20 protein-coding genes are annotated in these 22,924 nt (G+C 76.0%); 16 read left to right on the top strand and 4 right to left on the bottom strand.

The features are described from left to right. The first annotated feature begins 107 nt into the window (after nt 1–107). The 16 genes from ABT014_RS00420 to ABT014_RS00345 all read left to right on the top strand — a co-directional run bounded on the left by ABT014_RS00420 (nt 108) and on the right by ABT014_RS00345 (nt 17,751). Nucleotides 108–947 (top strand): hypothetical protein, encoded by an 840-nt coding sequence (locus ABT014_RS00420; RefSeq protein ID WP_350635212.1) that lies wholly within the window; start codon nt 108–110, stop codon nt 945–947. A gap of 185 nt (nt 948–1,132) precedes the next feature. Continuing rightward, nucleotides 1,133–1,705, top strand: a complete 573-nt coding sequence (locus ABT014_RS00415) for a hypothetical protein (protein WP_350635210.1) — start codon at nt 1,133–1,135, stop codon at nt 1,703–1,705. Next, nucleotides 1,699–2,649: a hypothetical protein gene (locus ABT014_RS00410; RefSeq protein ID WP_350635208.1), complete on the top strand. Its 951-nt coding sequence runs from the start codon at nt 1,699–1,701 to the stop codon at nt 2,647–2,649. The genes ABT014_RS00415 and ABT014_RS00410 overlap by 7 nt, the downstream gene beginning before the upstream one ends. Before the next feature lie 47 nt (nt 2,650–2,696). Continuing rightward, a complete protein-coding gene (locus ABT014_RS00405; RefSeq protein WP_350635205.1) occupies nt 2,697–3,482 on the top strand; it encodes an SAF domain-containing protein in 786 nt (261 codons plus the stop codon). Continuing rightward, a complete protein-coding gene (locus tag ABT014_RS00400) occupies nt 3,482–4,654 on the top strand; it encodes a CpaE-like family protein (RefSeq protein ID WP_350635203.1) in 1,173 nt (390 codons plus the stop codon). The genes ABT014_RS00405 and ABT014_RS00400 overlap by 1 nt, the downstream gene beginning before the upstream one ends. Beyond that, nucleotides 4,644–6,191, top strand: a complete 1,548-nt coding sequence (locus ABT014_RS00395; protein WP_350635201.1) for a TadA family conjugal transfer-associated ATPase — start codon at nt 4,644–4,646, stop codon at nt 6,189–6,191. The genes ABT014_RS00400 and ABT014_RS00395 overlap by 11 nt, the downstream gene beginning before the upstream one ends. Continuing rightward, nucleotides 6,191–7,150 (top strand): type II secretion system F family protein, encoded by a 960-nt coding sequence (locus tag ABT014_RS00390; RefSeq protein WP_350635199.1) that lies wholly within the window; start codon nt 6,191–6,193, stop codon nt 7,148–7,150. The genes ABT014_RS00395 and ABT014_RS00390 overlap by 1 nt, the downstream gene beginning before the upstream one ends. Beyond that, nucleotides 7,147–8,031, top strand: a complete 885-nt coding sequence (locus ABT014_RS00385) for a hypothetical protein (protein WP_350635197.1) — start codon at nt 7,147–7,149, stop codon at nt 8,029–8,031. Before ABT014_RS00390 ends, ABT014_RS00385 begins: the two co-directional genes overlap by 4 nt. 94 nt (nt 8,032–8,125) lie before the next feature. Continuing rightward, nucleotides 8,126–8,389: a hypothetical protein gene (locus ABT014_RS00380; RefSeq protein ID WP_350635195.1), complete on the top strand. Its 264-nt coding sequence runs from the start codon at nt 8,126–8,128 to the stop codon at nt 8,387–8,389. Nucleotides 8,390–8,403: 14 nt separating this feature from the next. Further along, entirely contained in the window at nt 8,404–8,796 is a 393-nt protein-coding gene (locus ABT014_RS00375) for a TadE/TadG family type IV pilus assembly protein (protein ID WP_350635193.1), read from the top strand. Further along, nucleotides 8,793–9,233 (top strand): TadE/TadG family type IV pilus assembly protein, encoded by a 441-nt coding sequence (locus ABT014_RS00370; RefSeq protein WP_350635191.1) that lies wholly within the window; start codon nt 8,793–8,795, stop codon nt 9,231–9,233. The genes ABT014_RS00375 and ABT014_RS00370 overlap by 4 nt, the downstream gene beginning before the upstream one ends. Before the next feature lie 20 nt (nt 9,234–9,253). Further along, nucleotides 9,254–9,700 carry a hypothetical protein gene (locus ABT014_RS00365; RefSeq protein ID WP_350635190.1) on the top strand — a complete coding sequence of 149 codons (447 nt, stop codon included), beginning with the start codon at nt 9,254–9,256 and terminating at the stop codon, nt 9,698–9,700. After that, complete coding sequence (locus tag ABT014_RS00360; protein ID WP_350635188.1) at nt 9,700–13,551, top strand: LysM peptidoglycan-binding domain-containing protein; 3,852 nt, start codon at nt 9,700–9,702, stop codon at nt 13,549–13,551. The genes ABT014_RS00365 and ABT014_RS00360 overlap by 1 nt, the downstream gene beginning before the upstream one ends. A gap of 120 nt (nt 13,552–13,671) precedes the next feature. Further along, nucleotides 13,672–14,607 (top strand): hydroxymethylbilane synthase, encoded by a 936-nt coding sequence (gene hemC, locus ABT014_RS00355; protein WP_350635186.1) that lies wholly within the window; start codon nt 13,672–13,674, stop codon nt 14,605–14,607. A 115-nt stretch (nt 14,608–14,722) separates the two neighbouring features. Further along, complete coding sequence (locus ABT014_RS00350; RefSeq protein ID WP_350635184.1) at nt 14,723–15,679, top strand: zinc-binding dehydrogenase; 957 nt, start codon at nt 14,723–14,725, stop codon at nt 15,677–15,679. Between the two features lie 437 nt (nt 15,680–16,116). After that, complete coding sequence (locus ABT014_RS00345; RefSeq protein WP_350635182.1) at nt 16,117–17,751, top strand: hypothetical protein; 1,635 nt, start codon at nt 16,117–16,119, stop codon at nt 17,749–17,751. Nucleotides 17,752–18,060: 309 nt separating this feature from the next. On the opposite strand, the gene ABT014_RS00340 is transcribed toward ABT014_RS00345, so the two are convergent. The 4 genes from ABT014_RS00340 to ABT014_RS00325 all read right to left on the bottom strand — a co-directional run bounded on the left by ABT014_RS00340 (nt 18,061) and on the right by ABT014_RS00325 (nt 22,921). After that, nucleotides 18,061–19,452, bottom strand: coding sequence for a S53 family peptidase (locus tag ABT014_RS00340; RefSeq protein ID WP_350635181.1), 1,392 nt, complete (start codon nt 19,450–19,452; stop codon nt 18,061–18,063). 183 nt (nt 19,453–19,635) lie between these two features. After that, the gene (gene fabG, locus ABT014_RS00335) at nt 19,636–20,394 is read right to left on the bottom strand and encodes a 3-oxoacyl-ACP reductase FabG (RefSeq protein ID WP_350635179.1); all 759 of its coding nucleotides are present in this window, start codon (nt 20,392–20,394) and stop codon (nt 19,636–19,638) included. A 128-nt stretch (nt 20,395–20,522) separates the two neighbouring features. Beyond that, nucleotides 20,523–21,710, bottom strand: coding sequence for a thiolase family protein (locus tag ABT014_RS00330; protein WP_350635178.1), 1,188 nt, complete (start codon nt 21,708–21,710; stop codon nt 20,523–20,525). A gap of 62 nt (nt 21,711–21,772) precedes the next feature. Continuing rightward, nucleotides 21,773–22,921, bottom strand: a complete 1,149-nt coding sequence (locus ABT014_RS00325) for an acyl-CoA dehydrogenase family protein (protein WP_350635962.1) — start codon at nt 22,919–22,921, stop codon at nt 21,773–21,775. Nucleotides 22,922–22,924 lie beyond the last annotated feature (3 nt).

The following is a 22,924-nucleotide window of genomic DNA, read 5'->3' as shown; positions in this document are numbered from 1 at the left end:
GGTCACCGCGGCGGTAGCTTGAGCGGCGGACCGGCACTCCCGCGGCGGCCGGCGTGCCGGCGGGGGCGGCCGACGGCACGGTACGGGCACGGATGGGGGCGGCAAGGATGAGCGGCGGGATCGAGCTGGTGGTGATCGGCGCGGACGGCGGGCCCGAGCGCGGCCACGCCGGATCGGCGCGGGCGGCGCAGGGCGCGGCCGAGCTGGCCCGTACCCTGCCGGGCCGGACCTTCGACGCCGGCACCCGCGGCTGCCGGGTCAGCCACCTGCCGGCCGACGCCGACGCCAACACCATGCTCACGGCGCTGCGCGGGGCCGCCCAGCGGCCGGCCCGCTGGCTGGTGGTCTGCCTGCTCGGGCAGCTGGTGGCCGATCCGCGCGGGCGCCGGATCGCGCTGGTGACGGCCGGGTCGACCCCCGACAACGCCTACCGGCGCGGGCTCGCCTGGGACTGGGTGACCAGCGCGATGGTGCACGGCGACCAGGAGGAGACCCTGCTGCTGGTGGACGCGGTGGCGGACAAGGACACCTGGGCGGCGCTGGGGCGCGAGGACGGCGCCGGGGAGCTGCTGACCCACTCGCGGGTGCCGCTGTGGGGGAGGGTCGCCCGGTACGTGGGCGGCCGCCGCGGGCGGGAGGCGGTCCTGCCGGGCGGCGAGGGATCGTTCAGCTGGGCGCTCGGGCGGGTGCTGGAGCACGGGGTGCAGGGCGCCGCGGCCGCGGTCGGGCCGCAGGAGTTGCAGGCGGCGGTGGAGGCGCAGCTGACCTGGGGCGAGATGGCGGGCGGCGCGGCCTCGGCCAGACTGCTGGTACCGGCGGAAGGCGGACGGTTGTTGATGCGCAATCGGGCCGCGGTACGGGGCGCCTTGGCCGGATTGTCGCTTTCCGAAGAACTGTTGGCAGTTCTGTGGCGAGAAAGTGCCCCAACCGATCCGCCTTCCGCGTAAGGTCAGAGGGCTCGGGGTGTTGCCGTGCCGGGGTGGGTTGGCGAAGAATCGATGGCCCCGAAGCAACACATCGGGACGGCGTACAAGTTCTGCGGCCACGGTCACTGGTGTGGCGGCCGCGGCGAGGTGGGGCGATGCGGCAGCGCGGAAATGTGTTGCGCCCTGGGGTGGTTGGGGTTGGTGGGATGGCTCTGCTGATGGTGCTGAGCGGGTGCGCCGGCAGCGGATCGGCCGGTTCCGCGGAACGCCTGGGTACTCCTGCGGCGAGTGTTCCCACCGGGAATGGGGTCATCCCTTCGGGTGGTTCGGGTGCGGAGTCGGCCGTCCCCACGGACGGCCTCGAAGGCGCCGTCGGCGACACCGTCCTGAGCGTCTATCAGCACTGGTGGGACGCCAAGGTTGAGGCGTACGGGCGATCGGATTCGGACGGCGCGCAGATGGGCGCGTACTCCTCCGGACAGGCGCTCAGTGATTCGCTGGCCGGACTCCACCAGCTGCACGAGGCAAATCTGGTCATGGTGGGTGCACCGCGAACTTCCCCCGTGGTCAAGAATCTCGATCCGGCGACGGATCCGCGGACCGCGGTGGTCGAGGACTGCCTGAACGTGTCCGAATGGCATCAGGCCGATCCGGTCACGCACACCGTCGAAGATCCCGCGGAACGACTCTCGCGCTATGTGTCCACCACGAAACTCCGGAAGAGCAGCGCCGGCTGGGTGATTGTCGAAACCTCTCGCGAAGTGGGGCGGACATGTTGAAATCGGTCGCACGCCTGCTGACCGCCGGTGCGCTGGTGCTTGCCGGGAGCACCGCCGCAGCCGCTGATCCGAGCCCTTCCGGCGGCGTCACCAAGTGCCGGAACTGGTACATCTGCGTGGGCGTCACGGAGCCCGGCTCGACGCCGGGGCCGGGCCAGCCCTCCGGCCCGCCCGCCGGCGGCGGCGGGGGCGGGGTGCAGACCTGCAGCTGGAACGGCAAGGAGTGGCCCTGCTGGGACGACGACCTGGGCTGGTTCAGCAGCTCCGACGGCTGCTACTACCAGCTCTCCGTCCCCGCGCCGCCGGCCGACGACCCGGCCTGGCGCGGCCACTCGTCCGCCGACGGCGCCCTCTACGAGGTCAACTGCCGGGGCGCGGACGGCCAGTTGTCGACCAAGCCGCTCGCCTTCTTCGCGCAGCCGCCCGGCGGCCCGCCGCCGGACCGCCCCGCGGTGCTCGGCCGGCAGGCGCTGGACGCGATCAAGTTCTCCTCGCCCGACCTGCACGCCGCCCCGGCCACCACGGCCGTGGTGGGCGCACCGGTCTGGCTCTGGTACACCCCGACCCCGACCACCTCCGGCACCCAGCGCGCCACCGCCCGCGGGATCACCCTCAGCGTGACGGCGACCGCCACGCTCAAGGAGGTCCGCTGGAACACCGGCGACAAGGGCGCGGACGGCAAGGCCGCGGTGGTCACCTGCAAGGACGCCGGCACGCCCTACCGGGAGGGGGCCGACCCGGCCGCCACCGCCTGCTCGCACGTGTACCTGACCGGCTCGGCGAAGCTGCGCAACGACTCCTACTACCTCCAGGCCACCCTGGTCTGGCGGGTCGACGTGGTGCGCTCCGACACCGGCGCCAAGGTCTTCAACAGCTTCGACTACGAGCGGACCACCGATGTGCCGCTCGCCCTGCGGGTCGGCGAGGTCCAGGTGCTCAACTGACCCCCGTCCCAGCCCGGTCCAGCTCCCGTACGAAAGGCCGAAGCCCGGTGGAGAACCGCACCATCCCGACGCCGAGCCCCGGCGCCGCCCTCGCGCAGGACCTCGCGCGGCCGGCACCCCGCACCCCGTCACGGAACCTGGGTGCCCGGCGGCGGCGCCCCGCCGTGCTGGCGATGGCGGTCGCGCTGATCGCGGCCGGCGGGCTGGGCGGGGCCGTGCTCTACAACAGCAGCGGGCAGCGGATCGCGGTGCTGGCGGTGGCCCGGGACGTCCCGATGGGCCAGACCATCACCGCCGAGGACCTGGTGGTCGCGCACATCGCCGGCGACCCGGTGCTCAAGCCGCTGGACGCCCGGGACGGCTCCCGGGTGGTCGGCCTGCGGGCCGCCGCCGACCTGCGCCGCGGCTCGCTGCTGGTGAAGTCGGACCTGACCGCCGACCCGGCCGTGCAGCCCGGCCAGCAGACCGTCGGCGTCGCCGCCAAGCGCAACCAGCTGCCCGCCACCCGGCTGCAGCCCGGCCTCCAGGTGCTGATCGTGCACACCGCCAAGGCAGACCAGGCGGCCGGGCGCACCCCGGAGACGCTCACCGCGGTGGTCGCGGCGGTCGGCAAGGTCGACTCCGACGGGGGCCAGGTGATCGACGTCGCGGTCGGCCCGGCGGACGGACCGAAACTGGCCACCTGGGTGGCGACCGGCGACATCCAGGTGATCCTCGCGCCGCGGGCCGCAGCCGGCGCGGCCGCCACCCCGGACGCGCCCACCGGCTCGGCCGCGCCCTCGGGTTCGGGCACCCCGGGCCCCGGCGCGAGCAGCAGCAAGGGGAGCAGCTGATGGCAGTGATCGCCGTCGTCGGTGGCACCGGCGCGCCGGGCGCCACCACCACGGCGCTCGCGCTGCTGCTGGCCTGGCCGCTGGCGCCCGGCCGCCGGGTGCTGCTCGCCGAGTGCGACCCGGACGGCGGCGCGGTGCTGGCCGGCGCCCTGGAAGGCCGGGTCGACGCCGTGTACGGGCTGCGCAACCTGGCCGTCGCGGACCGCCGCGGGCTGCTGGCGCAGTCCATCTGGGACCAGCTGATCGACCTCTCGCCCGCCGGCACCGGCGACCGGCTGCTGCTGCCCGGCCTGACCGACCCGGCCCAGGCCCCCGGGCTCGCGTACACCTGGGAGCCGCTGGTCGACGCGCTGCACGGCCTGGAGGCACAGGGCTACGACGTGATCCTGGACCTCGGCCGCTCCGGCGCCACCGGCCAGAGCGCGGTGCTGGCCCGGCGGGCCGACGTGGTCGCGGTGACCGCCCGCACCACGCTGCGCGGCCTGAGCGCCGTCCGGCCCCGGCTGGCGGCGCTGTGCGAGGACCTCTCCACCGCCGGGTCCGGGGCGGACGCGGCGGGCCTGCTGCTGATCGCCGAAGGCCCGTACCCGGTGGCCGACATCGCCCGCGAGCTGGGCGTGCCGGCGCTCGGGCTGCTCCCGCACGCGCCCCGCACGGCGCGGGTGCTCTCGGACGGCGGGGACATCGCGGACCGGCGGTTCGTCCGCTCGGAGCTGATGCGCACCGCGCGCAGCGCCGTCGACCGGATCCAGGACCTCACCGCCCGCCGGCGCGAGCGGCTCGGCCTCGCCGCCGCTCCGGCGGAGCCCGCGGTCCCGGCCTGGCCGCAGCCGCCCGGCCAGCCGTACACCCCGCAGCCGTACGCGCCGCAGCAGCCCTACGCCCCGCAGCCGGCCGCGGTGCAGCCCCAGCCACCGCAACCCCAGCCGCCGCAGCCGTTCGCCCCGCAGCCGTACGGCGCGCAGGGCTTCCCGCCACCGCAGTACGCGCAGCCGGTGCCGCCGTACGCCCAGCCCGTGCCGGCCGCCGACCCGTACCCGGCGGCCCAGCCGCCGCAGCCCGGGCCGCAGATCGCACCGCCGGCGGCGCCGCAGCCGCCCGCCCCGGCGCCGTTCCCCGCCCCGCAGCCACCGCAGTCCGGGCCGTACGGGGAGGTGCTCCGTGCGCGCTAGCCCCGTCAACCCGGCCGCCGGGACGGACCCGGCCGCCCTGCCCTGGGCCACCCCGCAAACCCCGCGGACCCCGCACGACCGCCCGCAGCCGGCGGCGACCGGACCGGTGCGCCCCGCGCACGCCGTCGCCGCCCTGCAGCCGGTGGGCGTGCGCCCCGCCGTGGACCCGCAGGTGGCCCGCGAGCTCAAGCGCCAGGTCGCCGCCGAACTCCACCAGCAGCTCACCCGGTTGGCCGACGGCTCGGACACCGAGGTGGACCGCGCCACCCGCCGCCAGCGCGGCCGGGCACTGATCGAGGAGGCGGTGGCCCGCTGGTCCGACGCCTACGCGCAGACCCACGGCATCCCGCCCACCCGGGAGCAGGACCGGGCGCTCGCCGAGGCCGTCTTCGACCTGCTGTTCCGGGCCGGCCGGCTCCAGCCCTACCTGGACGACCCGGAGATCGAGAACATCCTGATCAACGGCTGCGACGACGTGTGGATCTCCAAGGTGCACCAGCCGCTGCGGCAGGTCCCGCCGGTGGCCGACTCCGACGCCGAACTGGTCGAGCTGCTCCAGGACCTGGCCCGCCAGCACGGCGGCGGGGAGCGCTCGCTGTCCACCGCCAGCCCGACCCTCGCGCTGCGGCTGGAGGGCGGCATGCGCCTGCAGGCCCTGACCGAGGTCACCCCCCGGCCGTACGTGGCGATCCGCCGGCACCGGGTGGCCTCCGCCGGCCTCGCCGACCTGGTCGGGCTGGGCACCATCGACCCGACCCTCGCCGCCTTCCTGGCCGCCGCGATCCGGGCCCGCAAGAACGTGGTGATCACCGGCACCCAGGGCGTCGGCAAGACCAGCCTGCTGCGCGCGATGGCCGCCGAGATCCCGCCGGACGAACGGGTCGGCACCCTGGAGTCCGAGTTCGAACTCTGGCTGCACACCCTCGGCCACCTGCGCCAGGTGGTCCCGATGGAGGCCCGCGAGGGCAACGGTGAACGGGTCGACGGCCGGGCCGCCGGCGAGCTGACGATCGGTGAACTGATCCCGGCCGCACTGCGGATGACCCTCTCCCGGATCATCGTCGGCGAGGTCCGCTCCGCCGAGGTGGTCCCGATGCTGCGGGTGATGACCAACGGCGAGGGCGGCTCGATGTGCACCCTGCACGCCCGCGGCCCGCAGATGGTGGTCGACCGGATCGCCGAACTCTGCCTGGAGTACGGCGCCCACATGACCGACACCCTCGCCTACCGGCTCACCGCCAACGCCGTCGACTTCATCGTGCACGTCGCCATGGTGGACGAGACCGCGGTCGGCGGCCGCCGGCACCGGTTCGTCTCGCACGTCCTGGAGGTCACCGGCCTCGGCGAGTCCGGCCGCCCGGCGATGAACACCGTCTTCGGCCCGCGCCCGGACCTGGGCGAGCCCCGGGCCGTCCCGCACACCCCGCCGAACTGCCTGGACGACCTGCGCCGGGTCGGCTTCGACGCCGGCCTGCTCCAGTCCGCGTACGGGAGTTGGGCCGCCCCGCTGGCACTGCGGATCGGAGGGACGCGCTGATGCTGCTGTTCGTGCTGTGCGGCCTGCTGCTGGCCGCCGGCCTGGTCACCCTGGTCGTCGCGCTGCGCGGCAGCACCGCCGAGGAGCCCGAGGCCGGACCGCTGACCGGCCGCCTCCACGTGTTCTGGTACGGCGCGCCCGGCGAGGCCGCGCCCCGGATCGCCCGGCTGCGCCGGATCCAGCTGGCCGTGGCCCTGGCCGCCGCGCCGGCGGCCTGGCTCTACACCGGGATCCCGCTGGTCGCGGTGCTGGCGGTGGCCGGGGTCTTCGGGCTGCCCTGGCTGTTCGGCGCGACCCGCTCCGACACCCGCCGGATCGAGCGGCTGGAGGCCCTGGCCGAGTGGACCCAGCGGCTGGCCGACGTCCTGCTGCTCGGCGTCGGGCTCAACCAGGCCATCGTCACCAGCCGCCGCACCGCGCCGGCCGCCCTCGAGGCCGAGGTCTCCGACCTCTCCGCCCGGCTCCAGGCCCGTTGGCGGCCCGAGGAGGCGCTGCGCGCCTTCGGCGACCAGCTCGCCGACGCCACCGCCGACAAGGTGCTCGCCGCCCTGCTGCTGCGCGCGGGCGACAGCGGCCCGGGCCTCGCCCGCGCCCTCGCCGACCTGGCCGGCTCGGTGCGCGAGGAGGTCCGCCAGCGCCGCGCGATCGAGGCCGACCGGGCCAAGCACCGCACCACCATCCGCTGGCTGGTCGGCATCATCCTGTTCGTCATCGTGGTCGGCAGCTTCAACACCGCCTACACCGCGCCGTACAGCAGCGCGCTCGGCCAGGTCGTGCTGGCCGTGGTCGCGCTCGCCTTCGTCGCGGTGATCGGCTGGATGCGCTCGCTGGCCGCGCACAGCCCGCTGCCCCGGATCCTCGAGGCGGACCGCCGGAGCAAGGCCGGCCGCCCGGCCGCCGACCGGCCGGCCCCCGCCGAGCCGGACGGCGCCGACCAACTCGCCAAGGAGGCCCGGTGATCTCGCCCTGGGCGGTGCTGGCCGGAGCGGCCGCCGCGGGCGGTCTCGCCCTGCTCGCCGCCGAACTGCGCCCCGCCCCGCCCGACCTGGGCCAGGCCCTGGACCGGCTGCACCGCAGGCCCGACCCGCGGCCGCAGGACGCGCCCGCCCGGGCCGCCTGGTACGACCGGCTCGGCGAGGGCTCGCTCGGCCGCACCGGCGTGCGGATCCCGCACCGGCAGCTCGCCCTGATCGGCCGCAGCCCGGCCCGGTTCATGGCGCACAAGCTGCTGTTCGCCCTGCTCGGCCTGGTGCTGCCCGGCTACCTCTCCGCGATGGCCGCCCTCGCCGACCTCCAACTCCCCATCGCCGTACCGCTGGTGGTCGGGCCGTTGCTGGCCGCGCTGCTCTGGTTCGTCCCGGACGGCATCGTCGCCGGCGAGGCCCGGGAAGCCCGCACCGAGTACCTGCACGGCATCGCGGCCTTCCTCGAACTCGTCGCCCTGGAGCGGGCCGCCGACAGCGGACCGGCCGAGGCCCTGCGCCGGGCCGCCGCCGTCGGCCGCGGCGCGGTGTTCCGGCGGATCCGGGAGGCCCTGGAGCGCGCCGCCACCGACCGGCTCCCGCCGTGGGACGGCCTGGACGCGCTCGCCGTCGAGCTCGGACTCACCCCGCTGCAGGACGTCGCCGACATCATGCGGATCTCCGGCAGCGACGGCGCGGCCGTCTACGACACCCTGCGCGCGCGGGCCGAGGGCCTGCGCGGCGAGCTGCTCGCCGCCGAGCTGGCCCGGGCCAACACCGACAGCGAGCGGATGGTCGCGCCCGGCACCGCGCTCACCCTGCTGATGACGGTGCTGATCGTCTTCCCCGCGCTCTACCAGATGCTCCGGGCGAGCTGATGTCGGGAGCCAGCCGCCGCCCGCCCGGTCCGCACCGCTCGATCCGCACCGCCCCGTCCCCCGTCCCGTCCGCCCCCGTCCTGGAGACCACACCATGACCCGGATCAGACTCCTGCTCACCGCCCTGCTGCTGCCGATCCTGCTGCCCGTGCGGCTCGGCGGCCCCGTCCTGCAGCACCGGCTCGGCCGGCTGCGCACCGCCCGGGCCGCCGGCGACCGCGGCGCCATCAGCATCGAACTCGCCCTCGCCGTGATCGTGATGGTGGCGATCGCCGGCGGCGTGCTGCTGGCCGTCAAGGCCCTCGCGACCAAGGCCACCGACACCATCCCGGACGACATCCCGAGCGCCGCGCAGTGATCCACCGCCCGCGCGTGCTCCGTTCGCCCGAGCGGGGCGCGGTCACCCTGAGCCTGGCGATCCTCTTCCCCACCGTGCTGTTCATCGTGCTGATGGTGGTCCAGGCCTCGCTCTGGTGGTACGCCAGCGAGGCCGCGGTGGCCGCCGCGCGCGAAGGGGTCGAGGCCGGCCGGGTCCGGGGCGCCACGCCGGCGGACGGAGACGCGCGGGTACAGGAGTTCCTCGGCCGGTTCGACACCTTGGCCCGGCTGGCCTCGGTCTCGCACGACGGGTCCGACGACACCACGGTCCGGATCGTGGTGGAGGTCAGGACCCAGTCGGTGCTCCCTTTCATCGACGGACGCACCATCACCCGGAGCGCCCGTGCGCCCCGGGAACGCTTCACTGCGCCGGGGGTCACTCCGTGAGCGCTCGGCCGGACGGGGGTAGCGACCGGGGCAGCGTGGCCGTCGAGGTCGCGCTGCTCGCCCCGGTCCTGGTCGCCTTCGTGCTCCTGGTGGTGGCCGCCGGCCGGGTCCAGACCACGGCCGGCGTGGTCGACGCCGCCGCCCGCGCGGCGGCCCGGGCGGCCTCGCTGGCCCGGGACGACGACGGGGGGCGCCAGGCGGCGGCCGACGCGGCCACCGAGATGCTGGACGAACGACAGGTGAGATGCACGGTGGACCGCGACCACATGCTCACGTACCACAACCTGACCACCCCGACCGGGGACGTCAGGACCGTGACGGCGAGGATCAGTTGCCGGGTGTCGCTCGGCCAGTTGATGTATGTGGACCGGGCACCGGGTAGCACGACCGTGGTGGGGGAGTTCACCTCGGTGATCGACCGGTACCGCGGCAACTGAAAGGCGGAGGGGGGACGTTGATGAACATCGGGATCATCCGGGCGCACCGCCCGGCGGCGGACGACCGGGGCGCGGTCTCCACCTTCGTGGCGATCACCGCCGCCAGCCTGGTCATCCTGCTCGGCATCGTGCTCGACCTCGGCGGCCGGCTGCGGGTGATGGAGCAGACCGACGCCCTCGCCCAGGAGGCCGCCCGGGCCGCCGGCCAGCAGCTCGACGAGCGGGCCCTGCTGGAGGGCCGCTACCAGGTGCTCCAGGCCGAGGCTCAGGCCGCGGCCGACGCCTACCTGCGCCCGTACCACCTCACCGCGCGCGTCGAGTTCCCCGACCCGGGGACGGTCACCGTGCGGATCGACTCGGAGTACCACACCAAGCTGCTCAGCCTGATCAGGATCGACACCCTCCCGGTGCACGGGACCGGCAAGGCCGTCCTGGTGCACGGCGTCACGGAAGCGGAGAACGGCTGATGGCCGCGCGACGAGCCAACCACCATGCCCGTAGGCCCGGTTCGGCCCCGGCCGGCCCCGGCGGACGCCGGCCCGTCCCGATCCGGCCGGCCCGCCGCCGGACCGCCGGCTCGGTCCTCGGCGCGTTCGGCGCGCTGGTCGCCCTGCTCGGCCTGCTGGGCGCGGTGCCCGCCGTGCTGCTCTACGGCACCCTCGCGGTGATCGGCATGGGCGACCCGGTCGAGGCCGGCCTGAGCACCGTGCTCACCAGCCCGGACGACGGGCGGCTCTTCCTCTGGGCACTGGTCGCGGTCGGCTGGGTGGCCTGGCTCTGCTTCGCCGGGTCGGTGCTGCTGGAGATCCCCGCCCAGCTGCGCGGCCGGGTGGCCCGGCGGATCCCGGCCCTCGGCTGGAGCCAGCGGATCGCCGCCGGCCTGGTCGGCTCGGTGCTGGCGCTGCTGCCGGTGGCCGGCTCGGCCTTCGCCGCCGCGCCCGCCCACGTCCAGGCGGTGGCCCCGGCGCAGCTGGCCGCCGCACCGCAGTACCCGCAGCTCACCGCCGCCGCGCCGGCGGCCGCCCCGGCGGCCGATCCGCAGCCCGGCTACACCGTCCGGGACTCCCGGCCGGCCGACAGCCTCTGGTCGATCGCCGAACGGCAACTGGGCTCGGGCGAGCGCTGGCAGGAGATCGCCCGGCTGAACGACGGCCGGGTGATGGACAGTTCGGGCACGCGCTTCGACGCCGACCGGCCGATCCAGCCGGGCTGGCAGCTGCTGATGCCCGCCGACGCCAAGGCCGACCAGGCGGCCGGCGGTGCGCAGACCGGCGGCGCGCAGACCGGCGGTGCACCCGCCGGGGCTCCCGCGCCGACCGCCCCGCACGCGGGCGGATCGGTGACCGTCGCCGCCGGCGACACGCTGTCCGCCATCGCGCAGCGGGAGTTGGGCTCGGCCGAGGCCTGGCCGCAGCTGTTCGAGGCCAACAAGGGCGCGGCCGCCCCGGACGGCGAGCGGCTGACCGACCCGGACGTGGTGGTGCCCGGGATGGTGCTGGCGATCCCCGGCGCCCCGGCCCCCGCGTCCCCGGCCCCCGCGCCCGATCCGGCCCCCGAGCAGCCGGCGCCCGCCCCCGCGCCGTCCGACCCGGCGCCCGCCTCACCGGCCCCCGAGTCCCCGGCCCCGGCGTCGTCCGCGCCGGCCTCGTCGCAGCCGTCCTCCGCGCAGCCGTCCGCCGAGGCCGCCGGGGTGCCGGTGGCCGACCAGCACCACGCCAGGCCCAGCGACGACTACTCGGTGGCGCTCGCCGCCTCCGGGATCAGCGTGCTGCTGGCCGCGGTGCTGATCGGCTCGGTCTCCCGCCGCCGGGTCGACCAGCAGCGGGCCCGCCGCCCCCGGCACCGGATCGCGCTGCCCGCCGCGCCCGCCGCCGCGTTCGAGGCCGAGCTGAAGGCCCGGCAGAGCAGCCCCGCGCTGGACCTGCTCAACCGCGCGCTGCGCACCCTCTCCCGCAACACCGTGCGCGGGGACAAGCGGCTGCCCGCCCTGGTCGCCGCCCGGGTCACCCCCGGCCGTACGGTCGAACTGCACCTGGCCGCGCCCGCCGTGCCGATCGCGCCGTTCCGGGCCGCGCACGCGCCGAACGTCTGGTGGTGCCCGGAGGACTCCTCGGAGCTGCTCTCGGTGAACCAGGCCGCCAAGGCCGCCTCGCCGTACCCGGCGCTGGTCACCCTCGGCAGCGCGCCCGACGGCTCGGTGGTCCTCGCCGACCTGGAGACGGTCCGCCTGGTGCACCTGGCCGGGCACCCCGACGACGCCGGCGACGTGCTGCGGACGCTGGCGATCGAGCTGGCCCACAGCCCGCTGGCGGACCGGCTCCACCTGCACCTGGTCGGGTTCGGCGCCGAACTGCCGATCGCCGGGCCCACGGTGGAGCGGGTGCACCACCACGAGACCATCGAGGCCGCCCTCGCCGTGCTCGGCCCGCGGACGGCCAAGGCGCGCGCCACCCTGATCGCCGCAGACGCCACCAGCCCGCGCGACGCCCGCAGCCGGGGCCACGCCGACGACAGCTGGGTGCCGGAGATCGTGCTGTCCGCGCAGCCGCCGTCCGGCGACGTGCCCACCGCGCTGGGCCGGCTGCTCGACGGGCGCCCGCGGACCTGCCTGGCCGTGCTGACCCGCGCCCCCGAGCGCGGCGCCGGGCCGGTCGCCCGCTGGACGCTGCCCAGCACCGGCCAGATCACGCTGCCGGGCCTGCACCTGTCGGTGGAGCTCCAGCGGCTCAGCCCGGAGGAGCTCGGCCTGCTGGGCGAGCTGGTCCGCAGCTCGGGTGACACCACCCAGCACCCGGCCCCGGACTGGACCCTCGACGGGCCCGGCAGCGACCTCGAACCGGCCGAACTGCCGTTGCCGGTACCGGTGCTGGCCGGGGTCGGGGCCGCCGGTGGCCCGCTCGGCGATCCGTTCGGCAGCCCGCTCGGCGGCCCGATCGGGGGTACGGCCGGACCACGGCCGGTGGCCCGGGTGGTCGGCACCGGCGTGAGCCCGTTCGCGGGGATCGCCCCGACCACGCCCGGCGTCCCGCCGGTGATCCCGCTGGTACCGGCGGCATCGGGCGTCCCGCTGACCAAGCAGCCGCCGACCAAGCAGCCGCCGACCAAGCAGTCGCCGACCAGGCAGCCGGGCCCGAAGCAGCCCGGCCGGCCCGGTCCGCAGCAGCCGGGGTCGGAGCCGTCCCCCGGCGGGCCCGCCGTGCCGCCGCCGGGCCGCCACAGCATCAACGGCCTGGGCCTGCACGCGGCGGGCGCCCCCGCTCCCGTCGCCCTGCCCGCCCCCGTCCCTGCGCCGGAACCGGTCGCCGAGCCGGTCGCCGACCCGTACGCCGAGCCGCCGGCCGGTTCGGGCCCGGAGCCGGCCCGGGGGGCCTTCCCGGAGCCGGTCGCCGTGCACGAGGCGGCCCCGGCGCCGATCCCCGCCGCGCTGCCCCCGGCCGCGGGCCCGGTTCCGGCACCCGTGCCCGCTCCCGGCGCGGCGGAGCGCCCCGGGGCCGCCCGCAGCGACAGCGACGACCTGCTGGCGATCCTGCGCTCGCCGGAGGCCCACACCCTGCGCACCGCCCCCCGGATCCGGCTGCTCGGCCCGGTCGACGTGCTGGGCGCGGCCGGCACCGCCGACCAGGGCGCTGTCCCGCACCTCACCGAACTGGCGGCCTTCCTGGCGCTGCGGCCCGGCACCGACCACACCGAGCTGGACCGCGGACTGCACCCGGGCGCTGCCCACCTCGACCAGCACCCGACCCCGGCCGGTGCCCCCGCCAACCCGCTGCCCGGCAAGCTGACGGCGCTGGCCTCCTGGCTCGGCGCCTCGGCCGAGGGCCGCGAGTTCCTGCCCGCCGAGCAGCCGGAGGGCTACCGCCTCGCCCCGACGGTCAGCTGCGACTGGGACGAGTTCCGCAGCCTGTACCGGCGCGGCATGCGCAGCACCAGCAGCACCGCGGACGCCGCCCTCGCCCACGCCCTGGCCCTGGTCCGGGGCGCCCCGTTCGCCGAGGCCACCGCCGGCGCGTACGGCTGGGCGGAGGCCGAACGCCAGGACATGCTGGCCGCCATCGTCGACACCGCCCACGAGCTCGCCGCCCGCCGGCTCCAGTACGGCGACCACCGCACCGCGGAGGCCGCCATCTTCCGGGCCCTCGCGGTCGCCCCCGAGGTCGAACTCCTGCACCGCGACCTGTTCTACGCCTACGCCTCGGCCGGCGCCCGCGACCAGCTGGTCCGGGCCGTCAACCGCCTGGACGCGCTCAGCCGCCGCACCGGCCGCCAGCTCGACCCGGACACCGTGGCCCTCCTGCGCGACCTGCTCTCGGGCAGCTGACCACCCCGCGGCGCGCCACCGGGACGGCTCCGGTGGCGGGCCGCGGCCGGTCGTGGACGGACCGGCCACGCCGGGCTGCGCGGTTCTTCGACGGGTGATCTGACGGACTATCATCGCGCCATGTCCACTGCCGAACTGATCCGGATCGTCTCCCGCTCCTCCCCGATGGCGCTCGCCCAGGTGGAGCGGGTGCGGGCCGAACTCGCCGTGCTGCACCCCGGGATCGCCACCGAGGTGGTGCCCGTCACCACGTCGGGCGACCGCTGGATGGGGGATCTCGCGGCGCTCGGCGGCAAGGGGGCGTTCACCAAGGAGGTGGACGCCGCACTGCTGGCCGGTGAGGCCGACCTCGCCGTGCACTGCCTCAAGGACGTGCCCGCCGACCGTCCGCTGCCGGCCGGCACCGTGTTCGCCGCCTACCTGCGGCGCGACGACATCCGGGACGCCCTGGTGCACCCCGGCGGGCTGACCCTGGACGAGCTGCCGCGCGGCGCCCGGATCGGCACCTCCTCGGTGCGCCGGATCGCCCAGCTCGCCGCCACCCACCCGCACCTGGAGTGCGTCCCGATCCGGGGCAACGCCAACAGCCGCCTCGCCAAGCTGGACGCCGGCGAGGCCGACGCGCTGCTGCTCGCGGTCTCCGGCCTGGAGCGGATCGGACTGCCGGAGCGGATCAGCCAGATCCTCCCGGTGGACGCGATGTGCCCGCCGATCGGCGCCGGGATCCTCGCCCTGCAGTGCCGCGAGGACGACCCGGCGACCATCGAGACGGTCGCCGGCCTGGGCGACCGGGACACCTGGCGCGAGGCCACCGCCGAACGGATGTTCCTGCACGTGCTCCAGGGCCACTGCAACTCGCCGATCGCGGGCTACGCGAAGGCCGAGCCGGACGGCCGGCTGTCGATGCGCGGCCGGGTCTTCTCCCCCGACGGCAAGCGCATCCTGGACGCCCACGAGTGGGCCGGCGCCCTCGGCCCGGAGGACCTCGGCACCGCCACCGCGCTGGCGCTCAAGCGGCAGGGCGCCCAGGAGCTGATCGACGGCATCCCGCACTGATCCCGCCGGCGTCCTCGCGCGCCGCCCCGTCCCTGCCTTCCGGCGCTTGACCTCAAGCGCGCTTCACGTTCGAGGATGGCCGCAACGGAGCGGCAACGAGCGAGTCGAGGACGTCATGCGCGCGGTGTGGTTGAGGGAGTTCGGCGGTCCCGAGGTCCTGGTCGAGGGCGACGCGCCCCGGCCGGTGCCCGGTCCCGGGCAGGTGCTGATCGAGGTGGCGTACGCCAACACCACCTTCGTGGAGACGCAGTTCCGGGCCACCGGCCGCGGCCCGTTCCCGGCGCAGCCGCCGCTGATCCCGGGCAACGGCGTGGGCGGGGTGGTCGCCGCCACCGGCCCCGGGGTCGACACCGGGCTGCTCGGCCGGCGGGTGGTGTCCGGGACGGGCGGCTCCGGCGGCTACGCCGAGTACGCGCTCGCCGCCGCCGACGGCCTCTATCCGGTCCCCGAGGCGCTGGCCCTGGACGAGGCGGTGGCCCTGCTGGCCGACGGCCGGACGGCCGTGCTGCAGCTCGACGCCGCCGCCGTCAAGCCCGGGGACCGGGTGCTGGTGGAGGCCGCCGCCGGCGGGGTCGGCGGCCTGCTGGTGCAGCTGGCCCGGTCCGCCGGGGCCACCGTGGTGGCGGCCGCCGGTGGCGAGCACAAGCTCGCGGTCGCCCGCGACCTCGGCGCGGCCGAGACCGTCGACTACCGCGCGCCCGGCTGGACCGACCGGGTGGCGCCGGTGGACGTGGTGCTCGACGGCGTCGGCGGGGAGATCGGCCGGGCCGCGTTCGGGCTGCTGCGGCCCGGTGGCCGGATGGTCAGCTTCGGCCTGGCGAGCGGGGAGTGGAGCGGCATCGAGGAGGGCGAGGCCGAGGCCCGCCAGGTCACCCTGCTGCGCCCGGTGCCCTCCCCGGTGCTGCTGCGCCGCGCCACCGAGCAGGCGCTCGGCGAGGCGGCGGCCGGCCGGCTCCGCCCGACGATCGGTCAGCGCTTCCCGCTGGCCAGGGCCGCCGACGCGCACCGGGCGATGGCGTCCCGGGCGACGGTCGGCAAGACCCTGCTGGAGGTCCGCCCCACCGCCGGATGACCTGCGGCGCTCCCGGCGCTCCGGGCGCTCCCACGCCCCTGACCGGCCACGATGCGGTCGCGGATGAACCCGGGAGTCGCACCTGGCCGTTGCACCGGTGTCCGTCCGTCACGCGGGCCGGACGGTGCGGGCGTTGCGCCGCGCGGACCGTCGGCCGCGGCGGCCCGATCCGCCGGGTCAGGATTGACCCGGCCTGGCTCGCCGCCGCCGTGACCCCTTATGGTGGCGAAATCGGGCGTGGTGAGCGTGCCACAGTGGAGCGGGACGTCGCGCGGCGGCGGGCGGGGCGGTGACCGGTAGTGGCGGACGTGACGACGACGCCTGGTGGCGACGAGTGGCGGTCCTTCGGAGCCGAGCGGCCCGTGCAACCGCCGGGGGGCGGTTCTGACGACGCGTCCGCGCCGGGACGGGTGTCGAGCACGGGCTGGACGACCACGATGCCCGTGCTCAAGCTGACCCCACCGCCGGTCGCCGGGCCGGACCAGCCGGTCGGGCGCGGCGCGCGGGGCCGGATCCTGGTGGTCGAAGGCGGCTACGGCGGCTCGGGCCGCCGGCCGTGGGGCCGCGGCGGGTCGGGCCAGGCGCCGGTGCTCTCCGCGATGCTGGCCGCGGTGCCGCCGCAGATGCTGCTGGTCGCCGACGGCGTCGACGCCGTCCACCTGCCCGGGGCCAGCGACCCGCAGAGCGTGCTGGCCCACCTGCGCGCCGCGTCCCGGCACGCCGGTCCGCTGCTGGTCCACCTCGGCGGCCACCTGGTCGCCGACCGGCGCAGCGGCCAGCTGCACCTGACACTGCGTGATGCCAAGGCGGGGGAGAGCCTGCCCTGGCAGGCCCTGGCCGCCGAGCTGCGGCACCGGCCCGCCGAGTGGGACACCCTGGTGATCGCCGACCTCAGCGCCGACCACTCCGCCATGCCGCAGGTGCAGAGCGCCATCACCCCGCTGGTCGACGGGGTGCCGCTGTGGGCCGCGGTCAGCGTGGACCCGGAGCAGATCGGCACCTTCACCCGGGCCCTGATCGAGGCGCTGCACGGCGGCCGCCCCGGGCTGGAGGCGGTGCTGACCCCCGAGCAGGTGCGCCAGCAGGTGCACTCGGTGCTGCGGCCGGACGTGGTCACCATCACCGCGCACGCGCCCGACCGGCCGATCTTCCGCAACACCGCCCGCAAGCTCGCCGGCGACGGCGTGCCGCGCCCGTACGAGGGCCCGCGTCCGGCCGCCGTGATGCCCAAGCCGGCCGTCCGGGCACCGCGACCGCCGGCGCGCCAGCCCGAACCGGTGGCCGCACCGCCGCTCCAGGGCGGCCAGGGCGGGCAGGGCGCCCAGGCGGGCCAGGCCAGGCGCGCGCACGTGCCGGTCTCGCTGTTCAAGCCGGACGTCCCGCTGACCCCGCGCCGGATCCGCCCGGTCACGCTGCTCAAGACCGGGGTCCGGCCGCTGGACCTGGTCGAGCCGGACGAGGCGGTGCGGCCGGCCGAGCCACCGGTGTCGCTCGCCAAGCCCGGCGCCGCGTCGGAGCCGCTGGTCAGCCTCGACAAGGCGGCGGGGCGGCCCGCAGCGTCGGAGACCGGCCCGGAGACCGACCCGATGGCCGTCTACCGCGAGGAGATCGGGCTGATCGTCCGCAGCGCGGACACCGGCGACCACCAGCGGGCCGGCACCCTGGCCCGGGCGCTGGAGGACCGCGTGGTGGCCGCGTACGGACCGGTCGCGCCGGTGTCGCTGCAGGTCCGCCAGGTCCGGGCGCACGTCTGCCGGCTGGGCGGGCGGCCGGCGGTCGCCGCCGACCTGTACCGCGAGGTGGCGCTCACCCTGCTGCGCACCCAGGGCCCGGAGCACGCGGAGACCCAGCAGGCGGCGGCCAACGCGGAGGCCTGCTGGCGCGGGATCAGGAGCCCCGCCGAGGCGATCGGGGTGGCCCCGGACATCATCGAGCTGCGGGCCCACCTGCCCGGCCCGGACGGCCGCAAGCTGCGGGCCGCCGAGCGCCACCTTCGGCAGCTGGTCGAGACGAAGGCGGCCGCGGAGGCCGCGTCCGCCGCCGTGGACCGGGGCCCGGTGGACTGGGGCTAGGCCCTCTCTTTCGGATCTTGCCGGGCGCACGACGCCGGGCATCCCGCCTGGACGCACCGGCGAAACGCCCAAGTGCACCCAGCACGAGGACGTTCCGCCGGAACGCCCAGCCGGGCGCCCAACGCCGTGCGCTGATCCGACAAGATCCGAAAGAGAAGACCTAGGCCCACGTGCCGCGGGGCGGCGGCGCACCGAGGTGTGCGACCGCCCCGCGGGGTCGGGACGAGCGGGCCCGGCAGAGCCGGACCCCCTCACCGGACCCTGCCTCACCGGACCGGGGTCACCGGACCGGGCTCGGCAGGGCCTGGATCAGCGCCCGGCGAGCGCGTGCACGAAGCGCGCGCCGTCGATGGTGCCGAGCCCGGACGCCAGGTCGTAGCCCTTGACGGCCTGGTAACCGGTCACCGTGTCCCAGGAGTTGTCACCCGTGGTCACGTCGGTGATGCCGCTCCACTGCGAGGGCAGCAGCGCCAGACCGTACATGCGCCAGTTGAGCTGCCCGAGCCGGTGGCCGGCCAGCTGGTCCGCCAGCGCGACGACCCCGGAGAAGATCGGGGTGGCCTCGCTGGTGCCGCCGGTGAGGTGCCAGCCGACCCGGGTCGGGTCGAAGGACTCGTACGTCCAGGCGGCGCCGTCCACGGCGGCGCTCATGCTGATGTCGGGGGTGCCGCGGTGGTTGCCGGTCACCTTGGCGACGCCGAGCTGGTACCACGGCCGCTCGAAGACGCCGGAGACGCCGCCGCCGGCCGCCCCGTAGTCGTCGTGCCAGACCTTGTCGGGCGCGGTGCGGGCGCCGTTGTTGTCCAGGGTCAGCTGGGTGCCGCCGACCGAGGTGACCAGCGGGTCGGAGGACGGCCAGGAGTTGACCTTGTACGGGTACAGGTCGCTGCCGTTCTCCATCGCGTCGGTCGCGCCGGCGTCGCCCGAGGCGGCGAGCACGGTGACGTCCTTGTCGGCGGCGGCCTGGAAGGCGTAGCGCAGGTCGGTCAGCGACTTGAAGTTGCCCTTGTCGAAGCCCGGGAAGGTGTTCTCGGTGGCGCCGAAGCTCTGCGAGATGACGTCCGCCCGGCCGGCCTTGATCAGGGCCTTCTCGGCGTCCATCATCTCCGGCAGGCCGGTGACGCCCTCGGTCTCCGCCACGCCGGTCTCGACCAGGACGATGTGCGCGCCGGGGGCCACCGCGTGCGCGTACTCCACGTCCAGGGTGGTCTCCCCGGCCCAGCCGGTGTGGTCACCGTTGGTCGGGTCGAAGGGCGGCACGTTGCCCCACTTGACCACCTCGACCTGGGTGTCCGGGATGCCCCACTGCTTGTCGAAGACCTCCAGGTCGTGCTGGATGGTCGGGGATCCGAACGAGTCCACGATGACGATGGTCCGGCCCTTGCCGGTGACACCCTCCTTGTAGAGCGGCCCGAGGTTGTACGCGGTCCGGTACTGCAGCGGCGAGTAGCAGTGGATGGCCAGCTGCGCCACGCAGTCGGACGTCGATATCGGCGCCGCGAGCGCCGCCCGGCTGATGTGGCCGCTGGACGCGGGCCGGACCTGGACGGCTGCCCGACCGCTCGGGTGGCCGGCCGCGGCGGCCGCGGTCTGCGCGGTGACGGTGGCGCCGGTGAGGGCGGTGGCCCCGACGGCGAACAGCGCCAGGGCGCGCGCGGTGACGGAGCGTCGGGTACCCGCGGTGACGGGGGTGATGCCCATGGGACTCCTCGGAAGGCTGGGAGCCGGCCGAGCCGGCCGGCCCCCATATCCCATCGGCAGCGGAGCGGGCCTTCCATAGTCAGACAGGGGCCGTTCGGATGGCCCCCGCAGGCCACGGGATCAGGTAAAGGGCAGCCCTGCTGTTGGTAACCCGGCTGTTCAGGCCGTCAGCTGGGGTAAAGATCAGCGCGCGCCGCCGTTCACGTAGAGCGTCTGGCCGCTGACGTACGAGGCGTCGTCGCCGGCCAGGAAGGCGACCACGGAGGCGATCTCCTCCGGCTGACCGACCCGGCGCAGCGGGGTGCGCTCGGCGACCTGCGCCTGGTGGTCCTCGGGGGAGGCACCGACCCGCTCGGCGGTGGCGGCGGTCATCGAGGTGGCGATGTAGCCGGGGGCGACGGCGTTGACGTTGATGTTGTACGGGCCGAGCTCGATCGCCAGGGTGGCGGTCAGACCCTGGATGCCGGCCTTGGCGGCGGCGTAGTTGGCCTGGCCGCGGTTGCCCAGGGCGGAGCGCGAGCTGAGCGAGACGATCTTGCCGTACCGCTGCTGCACCATGTACTTCTGTGCCACGTGGCTGCAGTTGTAGGCGCTGGTCAGGTTGACCGTCAGGACGGTGTCCCAGTCGCTCCTGGCCATCTTGAAGAACAGGTTGTCGCGGGTGATCCCGGCGTTGTTGACCAGGATGTGCAGGGCGCCGAGGTCCTCGACGACCTGCGCGAAGACCCGCTCCACCGCGTCGTAGTCGGCCACGTCGCAGGCGTACGCCCGCGCCGTGCCGCCCTTGGCGGTGATCGCGTCGACGGTCGCCTGCGCCCGCTCGGCGGCGAGGTCGAGGACGGCCACCGCCGCCCCTTCCTCGGCCAGCCGCCGTGCGGTGGCGGCGCCGATGCCCTGCGCGGCGCCGGTGACCACGGCGACCTTGCCTGCGAAACGAGTCACTGCGTTCTCCTCGGGGTGGGCCGGCCCGGGGTGTACGGGCCGGCCGGGACGGGGTGGTCCGGACGAGGGTGGTCCGGAGGGATGGTCCGGGCGGTGCGATCGGGACGGTGGTGGTGGCGGTGGCCGGGTCAGGCGCGCTCGACCAGGACGGCGGAGCCCTGCCCCACGCCCACGCACATGGTGGCCAGGCCCCGGCGGGCCCCGGTGCGCCGCATCCGGTGCAGCAGGGTGGTGAGGATCCGCGCACCCGAGCCGCCCAGCGGGTGGCCGAGCGCGATGGCGCCGCCGGACGGGTTGACCAGCTCCGGGTCGAAGCCGAGCTCCCGCACGCAGGCGAGTGCCTGGGCGGCGAAGGCCTCGTTGAACTCGGCCTCCTCGACGTCCTCGACCGACCAGCCCAGCCGGCCGAGCACCCGGCGGGTGGCGGGCACCGGGCCGATCCCCATGTGGTCCGGGTGGACCCCGGCCGAGGCACCGGCCGCGTACCGGCCGAGCGGGTCCAACCCCAGTTCGTTCAGGGCCTCTTCGCTCACCAGCAGGAGCGCGGCGGCGCCGTCGTTCATCGGCGAGGCGTTGCCCGCGGTGACGGTGCCGCCGGGCCGGAAGGCGGGCTTGAGGGCGGCCAGCCGGTCCGCGGTGGTGTCCTCGCGGATGCACTCGTCCTGGTCGACCGTCACCCCGTCCGCCCGCAGCACGGGCAGCAGTTCGGCGTCGAAGTCGCCGTTCTTGCGGGCCGCGGCGGCGCGGCGGTGGCTGCGCAGCGCGAAGGCGTCCTGGTCCTCGCGGGTGACCCCGTACCGGGCGGCGACCTCCTCGGCGGTCTCGCCCATCGACAGGACGCCGTGCAGGTCCTTCATCCGGGGGTTGGTGAGCCGCCAGCCGAGCCGGGTGTCGAAGGTCTCCATCCGGTGCGGCAGCGCCTCGTCGGGCCGCGGCAGCACGAACGGGGCCCGGCTCATCGACTCGCAGCCGCCCGCGACCACCACCTCGGCCTCGCCGGAGCCGATCGCCCGGGCGGCGGTGGTGACCGCCTCCATGCCCGAGGCGCACAGCCGGTTCAGGGTGGCGCCGGGCACCGAATCGGGCAGCCCGGCCAGCAGGACGGCCATCCGGGCCAGGTTGCGGTTGTCCTCCCCGGCCTGGTTGGCGGCGCCCCAGTAGACGTCGTCGATCCGGGCCGGGTCGAGCTGCGGCACCTGGTCGAGCAGGCCGCGCAGCACGGCGGCGGACAGGTCGTCGGGGCGGACGCCGGACAGCGCTCCGCGCAGCCGCCCGATCGGGGTGCGGCGGGCGGCGGCGAAGTAGACAGGGCGCACTTCTTCGGGCTCCTTATCGGGACGGGACCGGTGGTGGCGGCGGCACGGCCGCCCCACCCGGCTCAGAACGCGCTGACGCCGGTGAGGGCCCGGCCGATCAGCAGCTTGTGGATCTGGCTGGTGCCCTCGTACAGCGTCATCACCCGGGCGTCGCGCAGCAGCTTGCCGACCGGGTACTCGTCGATGAACCCGTACCCGCCGAACACCTGCAGCGCGTTGTTGGCGGCGCGCACGGCGGCCTCGGAGGCGTACAGCTTGGCGACCGAGGACTCGGTGGCGAACGGGAGCCCGCGGTCGATGTGGTCGGCGACCCGCCAGGTCAGCAGGCGGGCCGCCTCGACGTCCACCGCGATGTCCGAGATCAGCTCCTGGACCAGCTGGTGCGCGGCGATCGGCTTGCCGAACTGTTCGCGCTGCCCGGCGTAGCCGACCGCCGCGTCCAGGGCGGCCCGGGCGATGCCGACGCAGCCGGCGGCGACCGACATCCGGCCCTTGGCCAGGGCCGCCATCGCCACCGAGAAGCCCTTGCCCTCGGCGCCCAGCCGGGCGCTGTCGGGCACCCGGACGGCGTCGAAGCTCAGCTCGGCGGTGGCCTGGCCGCGCAGGCCGAGCTTGCCGTGCACCGGGCGGCGCTCGAAGCCGGGCAGGCCGGTCGGCACCAGGAAGGCGGTGATCCCGCGGTGCCCCGGGCCGCCGGTGCGGGCGAAGACCAGGGCGACCTCGGCCCAGGTGCCGTTGGTGATGAACATCTTGGCGCCGGTGATCAGCCAGTCGCCGCCGTCGCGGACCGCCCGGGTGGTCAGGTTCGCCGCGTCCGAGCCGGTGCCCGGCTCGGTGAGCGCGAAGCAGCCGAGCGCCTCGCCGGAGGTCAGCCGGGGCAGCCAGTCGCGCTTCTGCTCCTCGGTGCCGAACGCGTTGACGGACTTGGCCACCAGCCCGAGGGTGACCGAGACGATGCCGCGCACCGCCGAGTCGCCCCGGCCCAGCTCCTCCAGCACCAGGCAGTACGCGAGGTGGTCGCCGCCGCTGCCGCCGTACTCCTCCGGGAGGGTCAGGCCGAGGAAGCCCAGCTTCGCCAGCTTGCCGACCACGGCCGGGTCCACCGACTCGGCCCGGTCCCACTCGGCCGCGTACGGGGCGATCTCGCGGTCCGTGAAGGCGGCCGCCAGCTCGCGGACGGCGGACTGTTCGTCGGAGAGCTCCAGGTTCATGGC

Source organism: Kitasatospora sp. NPDC094015, from assembly GCF_040304075.1.
Taxonomy (GTDB): Bacteria; Actinomycetota; Actinomycetes; order Streptomycetales; family Streptomycetaceae; genus Kitasatospora.
This window is presented reverse-complemented; position numbering and strand designations above follow the sequence as displayed.

What these genes read in the sequence shown, in the direction of transcription:
- ABT014_RS00420 (WP_350635212.1), top strand. Translation starts at nt 108, where the DNA reads ATGAGCGGCGGGATCGAGCTGGTGGTGATCGGCGCGGACGGCGGGCCC.
- ABT014_RS00415 (WP_350635210.1), top strand. Translation starts at nt 1,133, where the DNA reads ATGGCTCTGCTGATGGTGCTGAGCGGGTGCGCCGGCAGCGGATCGGCC.
- ABT014_RS00410 (WP_350635208.1), top strand. Translation starts at nt 1,699, where the DNA reads ATGTTGAAATCGGTCGCACGCCTGCTGACCGCCGGTGCGCTGGTGCTT.
- ABT014_RS00400 (WP_350635203.1), top strand. Translation starts at nt 3,482, where the DNA reads ATGGCAGTGATCGCCGTCGTCGGTGGCACCGGCGCGCCGGGCGCCACC.
- ABT014_RS00390 (WP_350635199.1), top strand. Translation starts at nt 6,191, where the DNA reads ATGCTGCTGTTCGTGCTGTGCGGCCTGCTGCTGGCCGCCGGCCTGGTC.
- ABT014_RS00380 (WP_350635195.1), top strand. Translation starts at nt 8,126, where the DNA reads ATGACCCGGATCAGACTCCTGCTCACCGCCCTGCTGCTGCCGATCCTG.
- ABT014_RS00365 (WP_350635190.1), top strand. Translation starts at nt 9,254, where the DNA reads ATGAACATCGGGATCATCCGGGCGCACCGCCCGGCGGCGGACGACCGG.
- ABT014_RS00360 (WP_350635188.1), top strand. Translation starts at nt 9,700, where the DNA reads ATGGCCGCGCGACGAGCCAACCACCATGCCCGTAGGCCCGGTTCGGCC.
- hemC (WP_350635186.1), top strand. Translation starts at nt 13,672, where the DNA reads ATGTCCACTGCCGAACTGATCCGGATCGTCTCCCGCTCCTCCCCGATG.
- ABT014_RS00350 (WP_350635184.1), top strand. Translation starts at nt 14,723, where the DNA reads ATGCGCGCGGTGTGGTTGAGGGAGTTCGGCGGTCCCGAGGTCCTGGTC.
- ABT014_RS00345 (WP_350635182.1), top strand. Translation starts at nt 16,117, where the DNA reads ATGCCCGTGCTCAAGCTGACCCCACCGCCGGTCGCCGGGCCGGACCAG.
- ABT014_RS00340 (WP_350635181.1), bottom strand. Translation starts at nt 19,452, where the DNA reads ATGGGCATCACCCCCGTCACCGCGGGTACCCGACGCTCCGTCACCGCG.
- ABT014_RS00325 (WP_350635962.1), bottom strand. Translation starts at nt 22,921, where the DNA reads ATGAACCTGGAGCTCTCCGACGAACAGTCCGCCGTCCGCGAGCTGGCG.